This window comes from Sulfurirhabdus autotrophica, from assembly GCF_004346685.1.
GTDB classification, from domain to species: Bacteria; Pseudomonadota; Gammaproteobacteria; order Burkholderiales; family SMCO01; genus Sulfurirhabdus; species Sulfurirhabdus autotrophica.
Genome location: NZ_SMCO01000023.1, coordinates 1 through 21,508, shown reverse-complemented (window position 1 = coordinate 21,508; position 21,508 = coordinate 1). Strand labels below are relative to the sequence as shown.

Sequence of the window (21,508 nt, the reverse complement as noted above, 5' to 3'; positions counted from 1 at the left end):
TTCTAGCACATTAAAAATAAATAATGGTACATTTTTACTATTGTTTATAGTCTAAACCTCCTGATTCGAGGTTCCTTTACGTTTAACAATACCATGCTCCAATGCGAGTGTTGCTACTTGCACCCGGTTGGCTAGGTTCAGTTTTTCTAAAATACTGCGCAGATGGTTTCGCACCGTGTTTTCTGAAAGGCCAAGTGAGTCGCCGATAGCCCGGTTACTTAAGCCACGTGCTACATAGGTAACAATTTCCAGTTCTCTTTGAGATAGTTTGTCAAAAATACCGTGAAGCAATTCGCCTTTAGCCATTTTTTGCATTACATGGCTAGGGAACATACTGCTACCCTGGTGGACACCGGTAATGACTTGCAGAATTTGCTCAGGTTCGCTGGTTTTAAGCAAATAACCATCAACCCCAGCTTCGATTGCATCGCGAATTTCATAATCCGCATCCGCAATGGTTAGCATGATAATTTTAATATTGTGTTGTTTTAAGAGGGGGACAAGATCCAGCCCATCTTCTTCCCGCAGTGTACGGTCAAGAAGCGCAACATCTGCTTTGCCGCCTTGAGCGATCCATTCTCGTGTGGTTGTGATATCAGGAAACTCACCGATGACTTTTACGGCCGGGCTGTCTACCAATAAATGCATAAGCCCTTTACGGAACATAGGATGGTCGTCGACGAGAATAACTTCAATTGTCATATCATTCCTACCTGATTGTTAAATGTGAAGGTTTCGTGGTTTATGCGGGGCTTTCGCAAAAAGAATATCATATACCCAATTTGGCATATGTTTTAAGAAAAAGCCAGTAATAGCCATTTGCCAAGGTATGGTAATAAAATGTTGTTTGCGATGTATGGCACGAATTATTTTATCTGCTGCTTGTTCTGCAGAGAGGATAAAAGGCATGGGATACGGGTTAATCGCTGTCATGGGGGTTTTAATATAGCCAGGGCAAATTGTCATGACGTGAACACCACTGTTATGCATTTCTACGCGTAAACTTTCCATATACGATATGACTGCTGCCTTTGAAGCGGAGTAGGCGCTGGCTCCGGGGAGCCCCCGAAACCCTGCAACTGATGCAATACCTACTATGGATCCCCGCTTTGCTTCTCTCATTGCTCGTACAAAAGGCTGGAAAGTTTTTACCATGCCATTCACGTTGATATCCAGCAAGCTTTGGAAAACGGCGATATCTTCAGCATGTTCTGTCAAATTCCCGCAACTTGCTCCGGCACAGGCTATCACAATATCCGGTACGCCATATCGCGCCATAAAATCTTGAGAAGCAGTTTGCATGGCACTAAAGTTTCGTACATCCACCGGGTAACAGATGGACTTGGTTTTTATTTCTGAAGCCAGTTGGTTTAGTTTATTATTGTTACGCGAAACCAGGCCTAATATTGCCCCCTGGTTTGCGTAACGTAATGCGATAGCCTTGCCGAGTCCGCTTGAAGCCCCTGTAATAAATACCTTTAGCGGTTCAGGCACTATTTTTTGCCAGCGTGTTCTGTGCGGGCGCGGGCAATTAAGCTGTCTATAACCGGGAATAACCCTTGGTGACCACCGGTCATGGAGGGGGCAGTCATGTATTTTCCATCCACAATGATGGCAGGAACACCACTGATGCCATATTCACGGGTAAGTTGCTTGGCTCGTAATACTTTACTTTGAACTGAAAAAGAACTGTAGGCGTCAGCAAATTTTTTGCGGTCCACGCCATGCTTGCTCATCCAGTCAAACAGCGTGTTTTCATTTTTTAGATCAACTCCATCAACGTGGATGGCATTGAAAACGTCGGCATTAAGTTTGTCTACAACTCCTAGCGCATCCATGGCATAAAATGTTTTAGCTGAAAGTGCCCAGTCATCACGGAAAATTGCAGGCATCCGGCGAAAGGTAACATCACTGGGCAATTTTTTTACCCAGGTGCTCAGGGATGGTTCCAGATCAAAGCAGTGAGGGCAGCCATACCAGAAAATTTCCAGTACTTCGATGTTTTTACCTGTTTCTGTTGCTTGCGGGGGATTGACCAAGGTGTATTCTTTACCCTGGGTAGGGGCGGCTTGTACTAACAGGCCCTGAAGTCCGATAAACAGCGTAATTGAAAAGATAGCCAGTTTTTTGATCAAGTGCATTATATATCTCCTTTTTGGTGTCTCAATAGGGGTATTTTAAGTGCTAATTGCGGGTTGAATTGGCTTGCGTGTCATGTACTTTAATCAGGCTTGACTGCAATCCATTCTGTGTAAGCGTGGCGCGTGCGCGGTTCAATTCTGGCAGGGTCGAATAGGGCCCTACACGAACGCGATGCCATATACCCTTATCCGGGATGGTCGCGGTTTGGATCGATGTTTCTACACCTAACAAGGCTAGTTTGGCTTTGAGGTTATCGGCATCAGCCTCGTTCTGGAAAGAGCCAATTTGCAGGTAATAGCTGTCTTTCTGGTTTTCAGCTGCATTGGGTTGCTGTGCGGCCTGTTTGATTTGCTGTTCTGTGACGGCTTCTTCTTTTCCTGGAAGAATGGTGTAAAAATCAAAACGTGGTTTGTCGGCCGTCTTGGTGTCCTTATTGTCTGCAGGTTTTGCTGCATTACCGGAATCATGCTTTGGTGCTTCTTCAGGAAGCGGTGCGGGGATCGTAGCCGGTTTGTTTTGCTTAACGAAAGGACTGGGCATGCTGTTGATAAAGATGGCAACGGCCAGCGCAATAGCCAAACCGACAAACAGGCCGATTAAAATGCCGGTGACCATGGATTTGCCGCCTTTCTTACTGTTAGTTGAACGGGCAGCGGGTTTTTTATAATCTCGACTCATTAAGTTCTCTTACATTTTTTCTGGGCTGCTGACGCCTAATAGCGTGAGTGCATTAAATAATACTTGTCGAGCTGCCATGATCAGGGCCAACCGGGCAAAGCGGATACGTTCATCTGAAACCAGAAATTGTTCGGCATTGTAATAACTATGGAAATCTCCCGCCAGATCTTTCAGGTAATAGGCAATGATATGGGGCGAGAGTTCCCTGGCAGCTGCTTCCAGCGTTTCCGGGTATTCGCTTATGCGTTGCAGCAAAGCCAGTTCATGGGAGCCGTTGAGTAAACTGGTGTCGGCATCTCCCAGTGCAGAGGTATCGCCGCCCCATTGTTCCAGCACACTACAAATGCGGGCGTGGGCATATTGGATATAGTAAACCGGGTTTTCGTTGCTCTCTGATTTGGCCAAATCCAGATCAAAATCCAGATGCTGGTCACTTTTGCGCTGTACATAAAAGAATCGTGCTGCATCGTTGCCAACTTCATGGCGCAATTCTCGCAGCGTGACGAACTCGCCGCTACGGGTAGACATGGAAACTTTCATGCCTTCCCGGTATAGAACTGCGAATTGAACCAATACGACGGTGAGCTTTTCCTTATCCAGATCCAGTGCTTGCAAGGCACCATTTACGCGGGCGATATAACCGTGGTGGTCAGCGCCCCACACGTCGATGATGCGGTCAAAGCCGCGTTCAAGTTTATTAAGATGGTAGGCAATATCCGAGGCAAAATAGGTATAGATGCCATTTTCGCGCAATACCACACGGTCTTTTTCATCGCCGAATTTGCTGGAACGGAACCATTTAGCACCATCTTGTGTGTAGAGATGGCCATTTTTCTCCAGCAGATTGATTGTTCGTTCAACCATGCCATTGTCAAAAAGAGATTGTTCGGAAAACCAGGAATCAAAGGTAACGCCGAATTCCAGAAGATCATTGCGGCAATCTCCCAGTTGTTCGGTTAATACCAGGTCATGTATGTAACCATAATCCTGGCCAAGTAAACGCTTTGCGTTGGCAATCAGACCATCTAAATGTGCGTCTGGCTCTGACTCCACATTAGGGACGCCTTCCAGGACGGTCCAGGGTTGATGGACATAACGGGAAGCATGTGCATTAAAAATCTGCTGGGCCATGCTACGTACGTATTCCCCCTGGTAAGCGTTTGGCGGGAATGGCACATTGATTCCATCTAACTCCAGATAGCGGAGCCAGGTTGATATGGCCAGAATATCCATCTGGCGACCGGCATCATTAACATAATATTCTCGAGACACAGCATAACCCGCTGCATCGAGTACATTGGATAGACTTGCTCCTAATGCAGCTCCCCGCCCATGCCCCACATGTAATGGACCGGTGGGGTTAGCGGAAACAAACTCCACTTGAACCTTTTTGCCTTGTCCCAGTTTACCTCTGCCAAAATGCGCGCCTTCCTGGAAAACACGTTTAACGATTTGCTGTTTGACTGAAGGATGGAAAAAGAAATTAATAAATCCAGCGCCGGCAATTTCAGTTTTTGCGATGTAAGGTGAAGAGGGTAGCGATTCCATCAACGCTGCTGCTATATCACGCGGATTACGGCGTAATGGTTTGGCCAGTTGCATAGCAAGATTACATGCATAGTCACCATGCTGAGATTGTTTGGGACGCTCCAAATCAATGGTAGCCGGGGATTCAGGCGCCACAATGCTTAACGCATCGGTCAGTAACTGGATAAGATGTTCTTTTAAGTCTGGATATGGGGTCGTGTTCATTTTTACAGCTTATTGAAGTAATGGCATATTATAGTCGCAGTCATGGCTTTGATGCCATCAAAACTCCAGTGGATCCACATCTAGTGACCATCGAACTTTACCTTTGGCCACTTTTGGAATGGCTTCATTCCATAATTTCAGGAAAGATTGCATGGCGCCGCGCGACTGTGATTGAACCAGCAAATGTGCGCGTTCTTTTCCGGCGAGGCGCGCCATTGGCGCAGGAACGGGGTCATAGACAGTGACTGGGTGGGGTAAGTCTGCAGCGAGATGGGCTGCTTGCGCAAGAAAGTTAAGGGCCGTTTCAAGTTGCGGAGCCTCGGCCCTTAACAGTGCCTGAAACATAAAAGGAGGAAACCCTGCCTGTTCCCGTTCTGTTAGTAGCGTATGAGCAAAGGCTGTGTAGTCGTGCTTGCGTAATCCTTCAAACAAGGGGTGGTCGGGAAATTGTGTTTGAATTAACACTTCACCGGGAATGGCGGCGCGGCCTGCGCGGCCCGCAACCTGAATGAGTTGGGCAAAAAGCCGCTCAGAAGCACGAAAATCAGCACTGTATAGTGCACTGTCTACATTGAGCGCGCCGACCAGGGTCAGTTTTGGAAAGTCATGGCCCTTTGCCAACATCTGGGTGCCAACCAAAATATCCACTTCTTCATCTCGGACTTGTTGCAACATTTCCTTCCAGGCATGTTTGCGGCGGGTACTGTCGCGATCGATGCGCAAAACGCGCGCGTCTGGAAATTGCGCTGCTAATGCGGTTTCCACCCTTTGTGTACCTTGTCCGAGCGGCTTTAAATCCGGGTTGCCGCAAGTGGGGCAGGCGAGCGGCGTTTTTTCTTCATGACCACAATGATGGCATCGCAGCTTGCGTTCAGCCAGATGTAATACCAGTGTGCTTGAGCATCGGTTACATGCTGAGTGCCAAGCGCATTCTGGACAATAAATTGCTGGAGAGTAGCCCCTGCGGTTTAAAAAAATCAGGCTTTGTTCTTTTCGTGCCAACCTGTTTCGGATGGCCTGGATCAGCGGGTCGGAGATCCCCTCTTGTAGTTTTTGCCGGCGCGTATCGATACATCTTATTTCAGGTAAAACCGCATTCATTGAAGCGCGCGTGGAAAGCGTTAATAATTGATAGCGACCCGTTTTGGCATTATAAAAGCTTTCCAAAGAAGGAGTGGCTGAGCCTAAAACAATGGGTATGTTGTTTTGTTTCGCTCTGATCACGGCAACGTCTCTGGCAGAATAGCGTAATCCTTCCTGCTGTTTGAAAGAAGAGTCGTGTTCCTCATCGACAATAATTATTTTGAGCGCTGGCAGTGGTGTGAATATAGCCAGGCGGGTGCCCAATATGATTTTTGCCTCGCCTTTTTGTGCTAATAGCCAATTTTGTAATCGTTCTGTTTCGTTCAGTCCGCTGTGCAAACTGACCAGACAAATATCTGAAAAGCGGGCGCGGAATACAGACTCCAATTGTGGTGTCAGATTAATCTCCGGAACCAGAACCAGTGCTTGTCTTCCATGGTGGATGATGTTTTCAATCGCGTGCAGATAAACTTCTGTTTTACCGCTGCCAGTAATTCCATTTAACAAAATGACCTGAAAGGTTTGCAGTGCGGGCTCACTGATTGCCGTGACAGCCAATTGCTGATCCTCATTGAGCAATGGGCGGCTGGATGTAGTTACAGAAGTTTTGGGTGGGGTGAATACGCCGGTGCTCTCTAGTTCGCTTGCCCAGCCGTGCACGACAAATTCGCGCATTGTTTTTAGAGCAGTAGGGGAGAGCGTTGTTACTTCTCCCTGATCGAGCGCATTGTTTTCCTGTAATGTTTGTAAAACCCGCCGTTTGACAATAGCCCTGCTCGGTAGTGATGACAGATTTACTTGCAGTCCTGCTTGCGTGATACAAAATCTGGAATATTTCTTAACCGGGATGGGTAATGTTCGACGCATGCGGGTGGGAAGCGCATTCATAATGACTTCCCCGAATGGGTGGCAATAGTAGTCGCTACAAAACTGTAGCAAGTTGAGACTTTCAGCTGATAGGGGGGGAATATCTCTGTAAATGTGTAAAACGGATTTAAGTCGTTCTATAGCGAAGTTTGTTTCGGTGTTTACTGCAATAACAATACCGACCAACCTTCGGTTTCCGAAAGGGACCAGTACCCGTGTGCCGATATCATCCTGTGTAATCCCATCGCCCAAGTAGTCAAACAGGCGGTTCAAGGGAATATCTAACGCTACCTGTACTACATTCATCACTGGTTTTTTTCGAAGGTTATAGGGATAGGTTTCGGTTCTGTGATGTTAGCAGAATAGTAAAATTCGTGAGGCGCTATACAACAACCCTGTGGATAACTTTGTGGATTGTTCTGTCAAATCTGTTGATCAGAAAGGCATTTTAAATAGTTTAAAGTAATATTAATAAATTATTATTTACTATTCATAGAGTTATCAGTGCTTCAGTCTTCCGGAAAATGTCAATTTTTATACGGCCCGTAAATGTCAGGGTGTGCATAAGGTAATTCTAATTTATCCAACCACATGAATAACCTGATTATTTAGTATGATATTGCTTACTTAACTGGTGAACAGCATCTACCATTGCGACAACGTTTTCAGGCGAAGTAAATTGAGATATGCCATGACCCAGATTAAACACATGGCCATTGCCATGGCCAAAACTTTTTAATACTGCGCCAACTTCATTGCGGATGGTATCCAGTGTGGCAAACAATACGGAAGGATCAAGGTTACCTTGCAGGGCAACTTTATCACCAATACGTTTGCGAGCAGTCCCGATATCAATAGCCCAATCCAGGCCTACTGCATCGCAACCTGTGGCAGCAATACTTTCCAGCCAGTTTCCGCCGCCTTTAGTGAAGACGATATTAGGGATTTTTACACCGTTATGCTCTCGTTTCAGTCCGCTGATTATTTGTTGGATGTAGTGCAAAGAAAACTCATGGTACGCAGCATGGGACAATGCGCCACCCCAAGTGTCAAAAATCATGATGGCCTGGGCGCCGCTCTCTATTTGTGCGTTGAGATACGCGATAACGGTTTTGGCATTAATGTCGAGAATGTGGTGCAAAAGTTCCGGTCTTTGATACAGCATTGCCTTGACCGTAGCAAAATCACTGCTGGAGCTGCCTTCGATCATATAACAGGCCAAGGTAAACGGACTGCCGGAAAAGCCGATAAGGGGGACGGAATTATCCAGCGCTTTACGGATTTGGGATACAGCATCCATGACGTAACGCAGATGGACGTCTGGGTCCGGTACGGTCAAGCCGCGTATTTCCCATTCTTCACGGAGTGGACGTTCAAATTTTGGGCCTTCACCTTGCGAAAAGTATAGCCCCAGTCCCATGGCGTCCGGAATGGTCAGAATGTCCGAAAACAGAATGGCTGCATCCAGTGGAAAGCGTGCCAGAGGCTGTAAAGTGACTTCTGTCGCTAGGTCTGGATTTTTACATAATGAAAGGAAGTCTCCCGCGCGAGCCCGGGTTTGATTATACTCCGGCAAGTAACGGCCAGCCTGACGCATGAGCCAAACTGGTGTGTATTCAGTGGGCTGGCGCAACAAGGCGCGAATGAATGTGTCGTTTTTTAGTGTAGTCATTAAATCCAAACCGTAGATGCGCAGAGGATAGAGTTGAGATTATTCATTGCCCTACGCCTCCACGGTAAATTACCAAACGCCCAAGTATCCCAAAATGCCTTCTGCAGCTTGTCTGCCTTCATAAACAGCTGTTACCACAAGATCAGAGCCGCGTACCATGTCCCCACCAGCAAAAACCTTAGGGTTGCTGGTCTGAAAAGCATGTTTGTTTCCCTTGGCGATTACTCTGCCGCCTGTGTCGATATTGATGTTGTAGTCAGCGAACCAGGGTTGTGGGCTGGGGCGGAACCCAAAAGCAACGATTACGTTGTCCGCAGGAATAATTTCCTCGCTGCCTGGAATGACTTCCGGGGTGCGTCGGCCGCGTGCATCTGGTTCGCCCAGTTGGGTGGTTACCAGTTTGACGCCCTCAACTTTGCCATTGCCGATTATTTCAACTGGCTGGCGGTTCCAGAGGAATTGCACGCCTTCTTCTTTTGCGTTGGCAACTTCACGTTTGGAACCGGGCATATTTTCTTCATCACGGCGGTACGCGCAGGTGACTGTTGCGGCTTCCTGGCGGATGGATGTGCGGTTACAGTCCATAGCCGTATCACCACCACCCAGCACCACTACGCGCTTGCCGGCCATGGAAATAAAAGGCGTGTCTGCTTTGGTCAGATCAAGATTGTTGCGAACGTTTGATATCAGAAACGGAAGCGCTTCCAGTACACCAGGCAGGTCTTCACCTGGAAATCCGCCTTTCATATAGGTATAGGTTCCCATACCCATGAACACCGCATCGTAATCGTTCAGCAATTGTTCCAAAGTGATGTCTTTACCCACTTCAGTATTCAGTTTGAACTGCACGCCCATGCCTTCAAAAATTTCCTGGCGGCGAGTCATGACGGATTTTTCCATCTTGAATTCAGGGATGCCGAAAGTGAGTAACCCGCCGATTTCTTCGTAACGATCAAAAACGGTGGGGGTCACACCGTTACGCACCAGAATATCGGCACAACCTAATCCTGCAGGGCCAGCGCCGATAATGGCTACACGCTTGCCGCTGGGAATAACCTGGCTCATGTCCGGACGCCAGCCGTGTTTGAAGGCTTCTTCCGAAATGTATTTTTCAACCGAACCAATGGTCACTGCGCCAAATCCGGTGTTGAGCGTGCAAGCACCTTCACAGAGTCTGTCCTGAGGGCAAACACGGCCGCATACTTCTGGCAGTGAATTGGTCTTATGGGACATTTCTGCAGCTTCCAGCAGTTTGCCTTCTTCAACCAGTTTTAACCAGTTGGGAATATAGTTATGAACTGGACATTTCCATTCGCAATAGGGGTTTCCGCATTCCAGGCAACGCCCGGATTGTTCGCCCGCCTGGGCAGCATCCATTGGCGCATAAATTTCTTTGAATTCATGCTTGCGAGTTTCAGCCGGGACTTTATTACCATCACGGCGCTCGATATTAATAAATTGAAAAACGTCTGACATTTAAGCTTCCATTCGCTTGGGATAGGGCAACATTAGTCTTTTAGAAGGCTATCCAGTTTTGTTGCCTTCGGTTTTACCAGCCAGAATTTACCAATAACATCACTGAAGTTATCAAGTAATTCCTGACCACGTGCGCTTCCCGTATTGGTCACATAGTGCTCAATATTTTCACGCAGAAAATGACGATATTGTCCCGTGGATTCGTTACTGATTCGGTGCATATCAATGAGCTCGTTGTTGTAACGATTCACAAACTGATCATGCTCATCATAAACGATGGCAAAACCACCGGTCATTCCCGCGCCAAAGTTCAATCCGGTTTCGCCCAGAACAATTATACAGCCGCCAGTCATGTATTCACACCCATGGTCGCCTACGCCTTCTACTACGGAAAGCGCACCCGAGTTGCGAACAGCAAAGCGTTCACCTGCAACACCTGCAGCATACAAAGTGCCACCAGTTGCGCCATACAGACAAGTATTGCCTATAATAACGGCCTCGTGGGATTTGTAACCAGCATTACGCGGTGGATAGATGACGAGTTTCCCGCCTGCCATCCCTTTACCGACGTAATCATTCGCATCACCTTCCAGAACAAGTTGCAGGCCTTTGGCATTCCAGACGCCAAAGCTTTGGCCCGCAGAGCCAGACAGGCGAATGGTCAGACAATTATCGGGAAGACCTTCTGCACCGTGGTGCCGGGCAATCTCTCCGGAGAGTCTGGCACCAATGGAGCGGTTGGTGTTATGTACTGAATAGGTCAGTTCCAGAGGTGTCTTCTGTTTTATCGACTCAATCGCATCCACGACCATTTTTTCTGCCAGCTCGCCTTTATCAAAAGAAGGGTTAGAAGCTTCAACGCAGAAACGTGGTTCGCTATCAGGGATAGTGCCTTGACTCAGCAGTACGCCAAGATTCAGGTTTTGTTGGCGGTGCGTATCCCCGGCCAGCAGTTCAAGCAAATCCATGCGACCAATCAGTTCTTCCATGGAGCGCACGCCTAGCTGGGCCATGAGTTCGCGTGTTTCCTGAGCAATAAAGGTGAAATAATTCATCACCATCTCAGGCAGGCCGATATAGTGCTTGCTGCGTAACTTGGCATCTTGTGTAGCAATACCGGTAGCGCAATTGTTCAGGTGGCAGATACGTAAGTATTTGCATCCCAGCGCAATCATGGGTGCTGTGCCGAAACCAAAACTTTCTGCTCCCAGAATTGCTGCCTTAATCACATCCAGGCCGGTTTTCAAGCCTCCATCTGTTTGAACACGAACGCGGCCGCGCAGGCCGTTGGCACGTAAAACCTGCTGAGCCTCAGTAAGGCCTAATTCCCAAGGCGTACCTGCATATTTGACTGACGTAAGAGGGGAAGCGCCTGTTCCACCATCATAACCAGAAATGGTGATCAGATCGGCATAAGCTTTGGCAACACCTGCAGCAATGGTACCTACACCAGGTTCTGCAACCAGCTTGACTGAAACCAGCGCATGGGGGTTCACCTGTTTTAAGTCATATATCAACTGTGCCAGATCTTCGATGGAATAGATATCGTGATGTGGCGGAGGTGAAATCAGGCTGATTCCGGGTTTGGAGCAACGCAGCGTAGCGATCATTTCAGACACTTTGTGTCCGGGTAATTGACCACCTTCGCCAGGTTTTGCACCTTGGGCGACTTTAATCTGTAGAACTTCTGCATTAACCAGATAATGAGGTGTCACACCAAAACGGCCGGAAGCAACCTGCTTGATTTTGGACATCTTGACGGTGCCGTAGCGTTTCGGATCTTCGCCACCTTCACCTGAATTGGAGCGTCCACCCAAGCGGTTCATTGCTTCTGCCAGAGATTCATGGGCTTCAGGGGAAAGCGCGCCAAGACTCATACCGGCAGAGTCAAAGCGTTTTAGAATCTTTTCGATAGGCTCAACTTCATCCAGTGGAATAGCAACCGCATCTTCTTTCAGGTGCATGAGGTCGCGCAACATGGCTACTGGACGGCTGTTTACCAAATGTGCGTAAGCTTGATATTCCTTGTAATCGCTATTTTGTACCGCTTTTTGAAGCTGGACCACCACATCCGGGTTGTAGGCGTGAAATTCTTCACCAAAAATGAACTTTAACAATCCACCCTGGCCTATGGAACGCATAGGGTTAAATGCAATTTTCGCCAGTTTTTGCTGGTCTTCTTCAAAGTCCACAAAAGAGGCACCGGAAATACGGCTTACTGTACCTGTCAGGCACAGCTCAACGACATTTTCGTGAATACCGACTGCTTCGAATAATTGAGCACCACGATAACTGGCGATAGTGGAGATGCCCATTTTTGACAAAACTTTCAGTAATCCTTTGTTGATACCTTTGCGATAGTTGCATAAGGCATCTTCCAGTTTTACTTTGATTTCACCTTGCTGAACCAGTTCCTGAATGACCTGATAGACAAGATAAGGATAAACGGCTGTTGCGCCATAACCTAACAGGCAGGCTACCTGGTGAGGATCACGTGTAGTACCCGTTTCTACGACTATATTACAATCGCAGCGCAGGCCGGCTTTGATTAATGCGTGGTGAACGCATCCAGTCGCAAAAAGTGCGTGAATTAACAGATTGCCTGGCTTAATGCCGCGATCTGACAAGGTTAAAATCACGCTACCGTTGCGCACCGCCTGCACCGCATTTTCTGCAAGTGTATGCAAGGCCTTTTCCAGATCCGATTTGGCTGGATCATAGTTAAGCTCAAGGGTGGTACACGTGTATCCGCTTTTCTCTGTAGCGGTAAGCCAGTTAAATTTATCGTGGCTTAAAACCGGGGATTTGATTTCCAGGCGCTGTGCATGCTCAGGAGACTCTTCGAACAGATTGCGTTCTGGACCAAAACATGTATTTAAGGACATGACAATGGCTTCGCGAATCGGGTCGATCGGTGGATTGGTCACCTGTGCAAATTGCTGGCGAAGATAGTCAAATGGCGAACGAACTTTTTGTGACAGAACGGCCATCGGCGTATCGTCACCCATTGAGCCGGTTGCTTCCTGGCCATCTTCTGCAAGCACGCGTACAACCTGGTCGCGTTCTTCAAACGTCACCTGGAAAAGTTTCTGATAAGTAAGCAGTGTTGCGGCATCCATTGCTGGAATGTTTGCATCTTCTGCCATACCCAATTCCAGATGGCGAGAGTTGTTTTTTAGCCAGTCACGATAGGGGTGCGCTGATTTTAACTGTGCATCAATGTCTTCCGGCAGGAGCAATTTCCCGTTTTCCATGTCGACAGCGATCATCTGGCCGGGTTTGACACGGCCTTTTTGTACAACGTCTTCAGGCGCATAGTTCCAGACACCAATCTCTGAGGCAATCGTGAAATGGCGATCTTTGGTAACAACATAACGCGCTGGCCTTAATCCATTGCGATCCAGCATACATGCACCATAGCGACCATCAGTCAGTACGATACCCGCAGGGCCATCCCATGGTTCCATGTGCATGGAATTATATTCATAGAATGCACGAAGATCTGGGTCCATGCTGCTTACATTTTGCCAGGCAGGCGGGATCATCAGTCGCAGGGCGCGGAATAAATTCACGCCACCCATGAGCAATCCTTCCAGCATGTTGTCCATGCTGTAGGAGTCGGATCCCGTCATGGAAACGATCGGACGTACCGCATTCATATCCGGAATATGCCTGGATTCAAATTTTTGTTCGCGGGCACGGGACCAGTTGCGATTGCCTTTCAGCGTGTTGATTTCACCATTGTGGGCGAGATAGCGGAAAGGCTGCGCCAACTTCCACTCAGGCCATGTGTTGGTGGAAAAGCGCTGATGATATACCGCGAGAGAAGAGGCGAAGCGCTCATCTCTCAGGTCGGGATAAAATACAGCCAGGTTGTCGGGCATAACCAAGCCCTTATACGAAACAACACGTGCTGATAACGTGGGTATGTAAAAGGCTGTGTCGTTTGGACTTAACGTCTTTTCTGCACCTCGGCGAGCAATGTACAGTTTCCGCTCAAAGGCATCGGCATCAATTTCATCAGGGCAGTTGGCGAAAATCTGTTCGATGACTGGCATGTTGGCTAGTGCGTACTCACCGCAGGCGGATGAGTCCGTAGGTACTTTGCGGAAGCCGGCGACTTGCAAACCTTGCGCGGTCAACTCTTGATCCAGGCAGGTCCGAGCATGTTGCGCGGTTGCTTTATCCTGACTCAGGAACACGAGAGCGGCTGCATAGCGATCATTCAGTTTAAACCCGTTTTCAGCAGCAACTGTGCGCAGAAAACTATCGGGTTTTTTAAACAACAAGCCACATCCATCGCCAGATTTACCATCTGCGGCAACTGCACCACGGTGAGTCAGGCAAGCCAAAGAGCTGATTGCCGTCTGTACAAGCCAATGACTCGGTTTGTCGTCCATTTGTGCCATCAGACCAAAACCGCAGCTATCCTGTTCAAAGTCTGGACGGTAAAGGGTGCCGTCCAACCAACGCTGTCTGTCCATTACCAAAGCCTAAAAATCAAGTGAAAAGTATTAGATTTTACCTGTTTGAGGAAAATCCAGCAATGGGGGAGTGTTATTTGAGCTTATCAGCCTTGATAGCAGCAAGGGCTTCTTCTTCTGATTCAAATATATGCTCCAGGTTCGCAAGTGCTGGAGTGCTTTCGCTGGGGTGAGGCAATACAATTTCACTGATTTTAAGGCTAGGTATTTTTTGCAGAGAGGACAAAGTAATTTCTTGTCGTTTTTCTGTTTGAACAGAGATCAGCTTACTTTGATTGGAAGAGAAGGGAGGCCAAAAATAGATAATGATCAATACGGGAACAATTAAAGCTATACGCCATTGGCTGAAATGGGAAGGGCTGGCTTTTTGGGATTCCGATATATTAAACTGGGCTGAAATATGCTGTTGTAAGGAGCGGAGGTTGCGGTTTTTCAGTTTTTTAAGAAGCCGCTTATTACCACTTAATACCAGGGAAAATTCCTTGGAAGCTGATGCATTGAGATTGTTCAGTCTACTGAGACAGTCAAAGGTAAGTGAGTCGTATGATTCTGCATCGTGACACAAGAGAACAATTTTATTTTGCTCCCCCAACAATAATTGTTTTTCTACCTTGGCAACGATTTCCGGGTGGGAGCATTGAGAAATGTCTAATTGAAGTTGCGCTGCAAGGATTTGATAACAATTCTGGTTCTGACCGCTACCGAGAATTAAAACGAGATGAGTATGCTTCAGCAAAGCGTCTAATTTGTTTAGAAGTACGCTTGCGTTACTGGATGAGTCACCTGTCAGAAGGATGACAGATTGTTCTTGATGCAGCTTGCCGGCGATATCATTCAATATCTCTTCGGAATTCATGCTATCAGTTTTCCAGGGTTGGATTGATAAATCGTTCAATCAATCTAGTTTTCTTCGACCGCAAATAAGCGGCGGTGTTCAAGAATGGCGTAACGGTCCGTCATTCCGGCAATATAGTCAGCAATGGTACGGGGTTTATCCAGTTTGGCCTTGAGCTGATACTGTGGGGGAAGCAAGCGTGGTGTCTCAAGGAATGCATGAAATAATTCATTGAGAATACGTTTTGCTTTGACAGTCGTGCGCGTCACACGGTAATGCTGGTAAAGATGGATACGTAAAAATTGTTTGAGTTCTTGTTGCTCTTGTTGGATGTCAGGGCTGAACCCAATTAACATGGGCGCCATATGGATATCATCCAGGCTGGTGGGAGTGATTTCGGCAATATTGGTTTTACTTTGGGCAATTAAATCGGAAACCAGCGTGCCAATCATTCTGCGAACGGTTTCATGGATCAGCCTGCGTTCAGCCAGGTTTGGGTAAAGCGATTTAACGAGATTCATATGGCGACCAAAAACTGTTATCTCACATAATTGGTCTAATGTGATTAGTCCGGAGCGTAATCCATCATCCACATCATGATTGTTATAAGCAACTTCATCTGCCAAATTGGCCACTTGCGCTTCCAGCGATGGGCGCAGGTTATTCAGGAAACGTTCACCCACTTCGCCCAGAAGCTTGGCGTGGGGGAGAGAGCAATGTTTTAAAATACCTTCGCGTGTTTCAAAGCAGAGATTTAATCCATCGAATTCCGCATATCGCTCTTCCAGAACATCGACTACTCGTAGTGATTGCAGGTTATGCTCGAAGCCACCATATTCTTTCATGCAGGCATTCAAGGCATCCTGACCGGCATGGCCAAAAGGAGTGTGACCGAGATCATGTGCCAGAGTGATGGCTTCAACCAGCTCTTCGTTCAGGTTCAGATTTCGCGCAAGGGCTCGACCAATTTGCGCGACTTCCAGGCTATGGGTTAATCGAGTACGAAACAGATCTCCCTCATGATTGACGAAAACCTGGGTTTTATACTCCAGCCTTCTGAAAGCAGTTGAGTGGATAATGCGATCGCGGTCACGTTCAAATTCCGAGCGTCCTGCCGGTGTCGGCTCGTTAACAGTGCGTCCGCGGGAACTGCGATCTGAGACCGCGTACGCTGCAAGTTCAGACACGAGCAACTGTCTCTGAAAGGGTGGCTCTAAGGGTTTGTTCTGGAATGTCAGCGGTAATCAGCGCCTCACCAAGGCGCTTCAGTAAAATAAAGCGAATACGTCCCCCCTCCACTTTTTTATCCAGTCCCATCAAGTCCAGATATTTATTGGCCCCTAAATCAGGTGCATCAACAGGCAAACCAGCTTTTACGAAAAGTGACCGAATGCGTGTGACTGCCTTGTCATCCAGCCAACCCATGCGTCTGGAGACATCAGCCGCCATCATGGTGCCTGCCGCAACGGCTTCCCCATGAAGCCAATTGCCATAGCCCATACCGGATTCAATTGCATGGCCGAATGTATGACCGAGGTTAAGCAGTGCGCGCTGGCCAGACTCATGTTCGTCTGCAGCAACCACTTCCGCTTTGCTTTCGCAGGAGCGCTTGATCGCATAACTCAGTGCTACGGTATCGCGGGCCATGAGTTTTTCCATGTTCTGTTCTAGCCACTCAAAAAATGGCAAGTCCCGAATCAATCCATATTTGATGACCTCGGCTAAACCTGCAGATAATTCGCGATCTGGCAAGGTACTGAGTGTGGAGATGTCTGCAAGCACCAATTTAGGTTGATAAAATGCGCCAATCATGTTTTTGCCTAATGGATGATTGATGCCTGTTTTGCCACCTACAGAAGAGTCGACCTGTGCGAGTAATGTTGTCGGAATCTGGATGAATGGCACACCACGCAGATAAGTCGCAGCAGCAAATCCGGTTAAATCGCCAATGACCCCTCCACCTAGTGCAATTAGGGTGGTTTTGCGCTCACATCGATTAGAAAGCAGCGCATCAAAAATGAGATTCAGGGTTTCAGAATTTTTGTAAGCTTCGCCATCAGGCAAAATAATCGGAATGACTTTAACGTCATTCAGGGCAAGTCCTGCTATTAACGTATCAAGATATAGGGGGGCAACAGTTGTATTGGTGATGATGGCGACTTGCTTCTGTGCCAGATGTGGCAATATCAGCCCGGGTTGATGCAGCAGATTTTCCCCGATAAGAATAGGATAGCTGCGTTCATTTAAATTAACTGTGAGGGTTTGCATAATCTTCGCTGTTTCTGAACGGTCAGGCGATACATTACCATTACACGTTTCAATCTCAAAGTTGCGCGAGTTTTTCTTCTAATTGATGCACAAGGTTTTGAACACTTTGCTTGCTGGTATCGATGATGATGTCCGCTATTTCACGATATAAGGGATCACGCAGAGCAAAAAGTTCTTTGAGTTTTTCTTGGGGGTCCTGGGTTTGAAGTAGCGGTCGATTTTTATCGTGACGGGTGCGCTGCCATAAATCATCCACTGTTGCACGTAAATAAATTACTGTGCCACGTTGACTCAGCACTTCACGGTTTTGCGCGTTGAGTATGGCGCCTCCGCCGGTAGCCAGAACAATATTATCCATGTTGGCGAGATCGGCAATGACACCCGATTCGCGTGATCTGAATCCAGGTTCCCCTTCAATTTCAAAAATCAGCGGTATGTTGACGCCAGTACGGCGCTCAATTTCCTGATCGGAATCAAAAAAGGTTTTGTTGAGATGTTTCGCAAGCAGCTTACCAACGGTAGTCTTGCCAGCACCCATTAGCCCGACGAGAAAGATGTTACTTGTCATTGGAGGATTTTACAGCGAATAAAAAGAAACTGCCGCGTTAGTTTTAACGCGGCAGCAAAGTTACTTAACGAATATTGAGGGTGTCCTTCAAGATTTTGGGCGTGATAAAAATCAATAACTCAGCCTTGTCATCTTGATTTCGCTTGGTTTTAAATAAATACCCTAAAACCGGGATATCACCTAACAAAGGGACTTTGGTGAGTGATTCAGTCTGATTTTGGGTATAAATACCCCCAATCACAACCGTACCACCATTTTCAACTAGTACTTGAGTATTTATCTGTTTTGTCAACAGTGGGGGAACGCCAGCTGTGATATGGTCGTAATCTGGCGTATCCTTGTTGACTTGTAGTTCCATGAGAACGTTATCATCAGGAGTAATTTGCGGCTTTACTTTCAAACTCAGAACTGCTTTTTTGAAAGCAACGGTTGTGGCGCCACTGCTGGAAGCTTGCTGATAAGGAATTTCAGTACCTGATTCAATGGTAGCTTCAGTCTGATCGGCGGTGATAACCCTCGGGCTGGAAATGATTTTACCTCGACCATCTGACTGTAATGCAGAAATTTCTAGATTAATTATGCTGCTGGCTCCACGGTCAAGAAGGGTAAGTGCAAAACTTCCCGCAGCCCCCGTGACAGGGAGGCTTACATTAAGGTTTCCACCACCACTAGCTACAGCCCCAGCTGCCAGAGAGGCAGAGTTGGATAAATTGCCAGAAAAGCCAGTGGATGTTGTATTAATTGATCCCTTATTCTGGACGCCTAATCGAGCACCTAATTCTTTGGTAAAGCTATCCGTTGCTTCAACAATTCTTGACTCAATCATGACTTGTCGAACTGGTACATCAATTTGATTAATTAGCTTACGAATTTCATCCAGCTTGCTGGCAGTATCCTGTATGAAAAGGGTATTAGTGCGTTCATCCACCACAACACTACCCCGTTTAGATAACAGTTTTTGTTTTTCATCCGAAAGAAGGGCTTTCATTGCAGCGCCTTTTTGGTATTTCAGCTGATAACTTTCAGTTTGAGTGGCTTCAAGCTCAGAAATCTGCTGGCGTGCTTCCAAGTCTAACTTTTCTTTAGTGGCCAGTTCTTCACTTGGTGCAATAAGGATCACATTTCCATTTTTACGCATGGAAAGCCCTTTACTTTGCAAAATAATATCCAGAGCCTGATCCCAAGGAACATCTTTCAAGCGCAAAGTTAGATTGCCGGATACGGTATCACTGGTAATAATATTGAGGCCGGTAAAGTCTGCTATGACTTGCAGTACTGATCGAATTTCAACATTTTGGAAATTAAGGGAGAGTTTTTCGCCACTGTATTTGGATTTTGATCCTTGAGCCAGCTTTGTTGGATCCTCAACAACGGGTTTAACCTCAATGATGAACTGACGATCTGCTTGATAAGCAGAATGTTCCCATTGGCCTTTTGGCTCAATCACGATTCTAACGTTTTCACCACGATTGAATGCATCTACAGATTGAACAGGTGTACCAAAATCAATAACGTCAAGTCTGCGCTCAAGATTGGTTGGAAGCGAAGTGCTTACAAGATCTACCACCAAGGTTTTACCTTGCTTATGGATATCAATTCCTGTTGTAGTATCAGAGAGATCCACCACGACTCTGCCTTCACCGGCTTTGCCTCTCCGGAAATCAATGTCACGGATGCTGTGTTTCTGTGGGCCGGCTTTTCCTTGGGCAAATTGAGTGGTGATATTGCTGGTTGCGCTGGCAACTTCACTTCCTTGAAGCGTAACCAGGAGGGCGCCATTATCAATACGGGTATCATAACTGGCTGGTTTAGCGAGGTTCATGACCAGCCGGGTTCTTTTTCCAGCCTGAACGATGTTCAGGTTGCGTAAAACGCCTTCGTCAACATTAACAGTGTTTTTGCCAACGGAGTTTGTCGTGTTAATAAAGTCCAGCGCAATCCTTGGCGGGTTATTAATTGCAAAACCAGCAGGAATGGATTGAATGGGATTTTTCAGGGAAATTTTTAAAACAATTTTCCCGCCAGCCTGGACAGAGTAATCAATATTTTGAATGCTATTTTCAATTGACTGTTCAACGCCCGCAGATTCAGCCGCATAAACTGAAACGGGTGTCATTGCTGCCAAACCAAGCGTCATGATAAACGGCAAAGTAATGCCAATTAATTTTGCTGGAGTTGTTACCTTCATTTCTTCTGCTCCTGTTCCTGTAGTTGGAGACTGCTTTCGCGTTCGGTCCAGTCGCCTGTGCTATCCTGAACAATTTCTTTAATACTGACTTCTGATTCAGTGACTTTGGTGATTAAACCAAAGTTCTGTCCAATGTAGTTACCCATCATCACCCTATAAAGGGTATTGTCTGGCGTTTTGATGATGGCATAAGTATGTTTGTCTTTTTGCAGCATGCCCACCATGTTGAGATTTTCAAGTGGATAGCCTTCTAACGGACCTTTCGGACGATTTAAATCAGGTTGAAGTCCGCCCCCTCCCTTAGACGGAAGCAACTTGCGGGGCTTAAATGGATCTTGCAACGCAAAGGCATCGTATGTGAAGGGTTCGTAGGGTTTGATCTCGGGTAATGGTTCCACTTTGCCACGTAAATCTTTTCCCGAATCATTAACAAATTGCTTCAGATCTTCATTCTGATCAGAACTACAGGAAGCTAATCCGATAATTAACAATATTGGAGCAATCCGCTTCATTTTTTGCCCCCCTTATTTGCTTTTTTATTTGAGGCAATTTCGTCTTCATCTAGGTAACGGAAGGTGCTAGCAGTAACATCCATAGAAAGCGTATTGTTTTTACCAGGGTTAATAGCCAGATTATTTAAGGTAACAATACGTGAAAGCTGTGAAACATCACTGGTAAAGGCACCAATATCATGATAACTACCTGTTACACGGATAGTGACGGGTAACTCTGCATAAAACTCTGTTTTTGTTTCTTGTGGTGCTGGTTTGAACAACTCAAATTCCAAACCGCGCCCTAATCCGGCTTGGTTTATGTCTGTGATCAAAGCAGGCATTTCCGATTTGTTGGGTAATTGTCGTAAAAGTGCACCAAAGGAGACCTCAATATCTTTTAGCTGCTGCTTATAGGTGTCCAGGTTGATGGCGAGTTTTTTCTTGGTAATGAACGCTTCTCGCAACGTTGACTCTTTTTGTTGCGCAGTTTCAAGTTCAACATTCTGATCACTCCAGTCAAACCAGTAACCGGCAACCAAAATACCTGTGAATAGCAATCCCAGTAGAACTACTTTGGGTAGTATCGGCCAGTTGCCTATGTCCTTAAAATCTAGGTTGTTTATGTCATCCAAAGTCATGCTTTTTTATCCTTGGCCTTGGGGTCAGCACCATCCGTCTGTTTCGGGGCCGTCAGTTTGACGTTAAGCGAAAATTCATTAGTTCTCACATTATTTACTGTTGCGACTTTGATTTCGATGAGTACTGGCAATTCCAGCCACGGTGAAGCATCCAGATTGCGCATAAGGGTTGATACGCGAGCATTGGATTGCGCATAGCCTTGCAAATTAACCATATCGCCTGTTTGTTTAATGGCTTTAAGGTAGATGCCTTCTGGTAACTGGCGAACTATAGATCCGGCACGATAAAGTTTGAACTTTTTGATTCGCCGTTGTCTTAAACGCATGGATAAAGAAGACGCAAGAAATCAAACACTGGAGCAG

Annotated in this window: 17 protein-coding genes; all 17 read right to left on the bottom strand. The window is 46.7% G+C overall.

Annotated features, from left to right (window positions below; all coding sequences use genetic code 11):
* Positions 1-51: 51 nt before the first annotated feature.
* Positions 52-702: a response regulator transcription factor gene (locus EDC63_RS15925; RefSeq protein WP_124946831.1), complete on the bottom strand. Its 651-nt coding sequence runs from the start codon at positions 700-702 to the stop codon at positions 52-54.
* Between the two features lie 18 nt (positions 703-720).
* Complete coding sequence (locus tag EDC63_RS15920; protein ID WP_124946832.1) at positions 721-1,494, bottom strand: SDR family oxidoreductase; 774 nt, start codon at positions 1,492-1,494, stop codon at positions 721-723.
* Positions 1,494-2,141, bottom strand: a complete 648-nt coding sequence (locus EDC63_RS15915; RefSeq protein ID WP_124946833.1) for a thiol:disulfide interchange protein DsbA/DsbL — start codon at positions 2,139-2,141, stop codon at positions 1,494-1,496. Before EDC63_RS15915 ends, EDC63_RS15920 begins: the two co-directional genes overlap by 1 nt.
* A 43-nt stretch (positions 2,142-2,184) precedes the next feature.
* Positions 2,185-2,820, bottom strand: coding sequence for an SPOR domain-containing protein (locus EDC63_RS15910; RefSeq protein WP_124946834.1), 636 nt, complete (start codon positions 2,818-2,820; stop codon positions 2,185-2,187).
* Positions 2,821-2,829: 9 nt separating this feature from the next.
* Entirely contained in the window at positions 2,830-4,572 is a 1,743-nt protein-coding gene (gene argS, locus EDC63_RS15905) for an arginine--tRNA ligase (protein ID WP_124946835.1), read from the bottom strand.
* Positions 4,573-4,629: 57 nt separating this feature from the next.
* The gene (locus EDC63_RS15900) at positions 4,630-6,828 is read right to left on the bottom strand and encodes a primosomal protein N' (RefSeq protein ID WP_132920957.1); all 2,199 of its coding nucleotides are present in this window, start codon (positions 6,826-6,828) and stop codon (positions 4,630-4,632) included.
* A gap of 298 nt (positions 6,829-7,126) precedes the next feature.
* The gene (gene hemE, locus EDC63_RS15895) at positions 7,127-8,194 is read right to left on the bottom strand and encodes a uroporphyrinogen decarboxylase (protein ID WP_124946836.1); all 1,068 of its coding nucleotides are present in this window, start codon (positions 8,192-8,194) and stop codon (positions 7,127-7,129) included.
* Positions 8,195-8,263: 69 nt separating this feature from the next.
* Positions 8,264-9,670 carry an FAD-dependent oxidoreductase gene (locus EDC63_RS15890; RefSeq protein WP_124946837.1) on the bottom strand — a complete coding sequence of 469 codons (1,407 nt, stop codon included), beginning with the start codon at positions 9,668-9,670 and terminating at the stop codon, positions 8,264-8,266.
* A gap of 32 nt (positions 9,671-9,702) precedes the next feature.
* The gene (gltB, locus tag EDC63_RS15885; RefSeq protein WP_124946838.1) at positions 9,703-14,154 is read right to left on the bottom strand and encodes a glutamate synthase large subunit; all 4,452 of its coding nucleotides are present in this window, start codon (positions 14,152-14,154) and stop codon (positions 9,703-9,705) included.
* 73 nt (positions 14,155-14,227) lie between these two features.
* A complete protein-coding gene (locus tag EDC63_RS15880; protein WP_124946839.1) occupies positions 14,228-15,010 on the bottom strand; it encodes a hypothetical protein in 783 nt (260 codons plus the stop codon).
* 44 nt (positions 15,011-15,054) lie between these two features.
* On the bottom strand, positions 15,055-16,176 hold the full coding sequence (locus EDC63_RS15875; RefSeq protein WP_124946840.1) for a deoxyguanosinetriphosphate triphosphohydrolase: 1,122 nt from the start codon (positions 16,174-16,176) through the stop codon (positions 15,055-15,057).
* Positions 16,169-17,257: a 3-dehydroquinate synthase gene (aroB, locus tag EDC63_RS15870; RefSeq protein ID WP_124946841.1), complete on the bottom strand. Its 1,089-nt coding sequence runs from the start codon at positions 17,255-17,257 to the stop codon at positions 16,169-16,171. The genes EDC63_RS15875 and aroB overlap by 8 nt, the downstream gene beginning before the upstream one ends.
* A 55-nt stretch (positions 17,258-17,312) precedes the next feature.
* Complete coding sequence (gene aroK, locus EDC63_RS15865; RefSeq protein WP_124946842.1) at positions 17,313-17,825, bottom strand: shikimate kinase AroK; 513 nt, start codon at positions 17,823-17,825, stop codon at positions 17,313-17,315.
* A gap of 64 nt (positions 17,826-17,889) precedes the next feature.
* Entirely contained in the window at positions 17,890-20,013 is a 2,124-nt protein-coding gene (gene pilQ / locus EDC63_RS15860; RefSeq protein WP_124946843.1) for a type IV pilus secretin PilQ, read from the bottom strand.
* Positions 20,010-20,525 carry a pilus assembly protein PilP gene (locus tag EDC63_RS15855; RefSeq protein ID WP_124946844.1) on the bottom strand — a complete coding sequence of 172 codons (516 nt, stop codon included), beginning with the start codon at positions 20,523-20,525 and terminating at the stop codon, positions 20,010-20,012. Before EDC63_RS15855 ends, pilQ begins: the two co-directional genes overlap by 4 nt.
* A complete protein-coding gene (gene pilO / locus EDC63_RS15850) occupies positions 20,522-21,145 on the bottom strand; it encodes a type IV pilus inner membrane component PilO (protein ID WP_124946845.1) in 624 nt (207 codons plus the stop codon). The genes EDC63_RS15855 and pilO overlap by 4 nt, the downstream gene beginning before the upstream one ends.
* Positions 21,142-21,471, bottom strand: a complete 330-nt coding sequence (locus tag EDC63_RS15845; RefSeq protein ID WP_124946846.1) for a PilN domain-containing protein — start codon at positions 21,469-21,471, stop codon at positions 21,142-21,144. The genes pilO and EDC63_RS15845 overlap by 4 nt, the downstream gene beginning before the upstream one ends.
* Positions 21,472-21,508: the final 37 nt, after the last annotated feature.

Bases quoted from the DNA above. Each gene is read 5' to 3' on its own strand.
- EDC63_RS15925 (WP_124946831.1), bottom strand. From the start codon at position 702: ATGACAATTGAAGTTATTCTCGTCGACGACCATCCTATGTTCCGTAAA.
- EDC63_RS15915 (WP_124946833.1), bottom strand. From the start codon at position 2,141: ATGCACTTGATCAAAAAACTGGCTATCTTTTCAATTACGCTGTTTATC.
- EDC63_RS15910 (WP_124946834.1), bottom strand. From the start codon at position 2,820: ATGAGTCGAGATTATAAAAAACCCGCTGCCCGTTCAACTAACAGTAAG.
- argS (WP_124946835.1), bottom strand. From the start codon at position 4,572: ATGAACACGACCCCATATCCAGACTTAAAAGAACATCTTATCCAGTTA.
- EDC63_RS15900 (WP_132920957.1), bottom strand. From the start codon at position 6,828: ATGAATGTAGTACAGGTAGCGTTAGATATTCCCTTGAACCGCCTGTTT.
- hemE (WP_124946836.1), bottom strand. From the start codon at position 8,194: ATGACTACACTAAAAAACGACACATTCATTCGCGCCTTGTTGCGCCAG.
- EDC63_RS15890 (WP_124946837.1), bottom strand. From the start codon at position 9,670: ATGTCAGACGTTTTTCAATTTATTAATATCGAGCGCCGTGATGGTAAT.
- gltB (WP_124946838.1), bottom strand. From the start codon at position 14,154: ATGGACAGACAGCGTTGGTTGGACGGCACCCTTTACCGTCCAGACTTT.
- EDC63_RS15880 (WP_124946839.1), bottom strand. From the start codon at position 15,010: ATGAATTCCGAAGAGATATTGAATGATATCGCCGGCAAGCTGCATCAA.
- aroB (WP_124946841.1), bottom strand. From the start codon at position 17,257: ATGCAAACCCTCACAGTTAATTTAAATGAACGCAGCTATCCTATTCTT.
- aroK (WP_124946842.1), bottom strand. From the start codon at position 17,825: ATGACAAGTAACATCTTTCTCGTCGGGCTAATGGGTGCTGGCAAGACT.
- pilQ (WP_124946843.1), bottom strand. From the start codon at position 20,013: ATGAAGGTAACAACTCCAGCAAAATTAATTGGCATTACTTTGCCGTTT.
- EDC63_RS15855 (WP_124946844.1), bottom strand. From the start codon at position 20,525: ATGAAGCGGATTGCTCCAATATTGTTAATTATCGGATTAGCTTCCTGT.
- pilO (WP_124946845.1), bottom strand. From the start codon at position 21,145: ATGACTTTGGATGACATAAACAACCTAGATTTTAAGGACATAGGCAAC.
- EDC63_RS15845 (WP_124946846.1), bottom strand. From the start codon at position 21,471: ATGCGTTTAAGACAACGGCGAATCAAAAAGTTCAAACTTTATCGTGCC.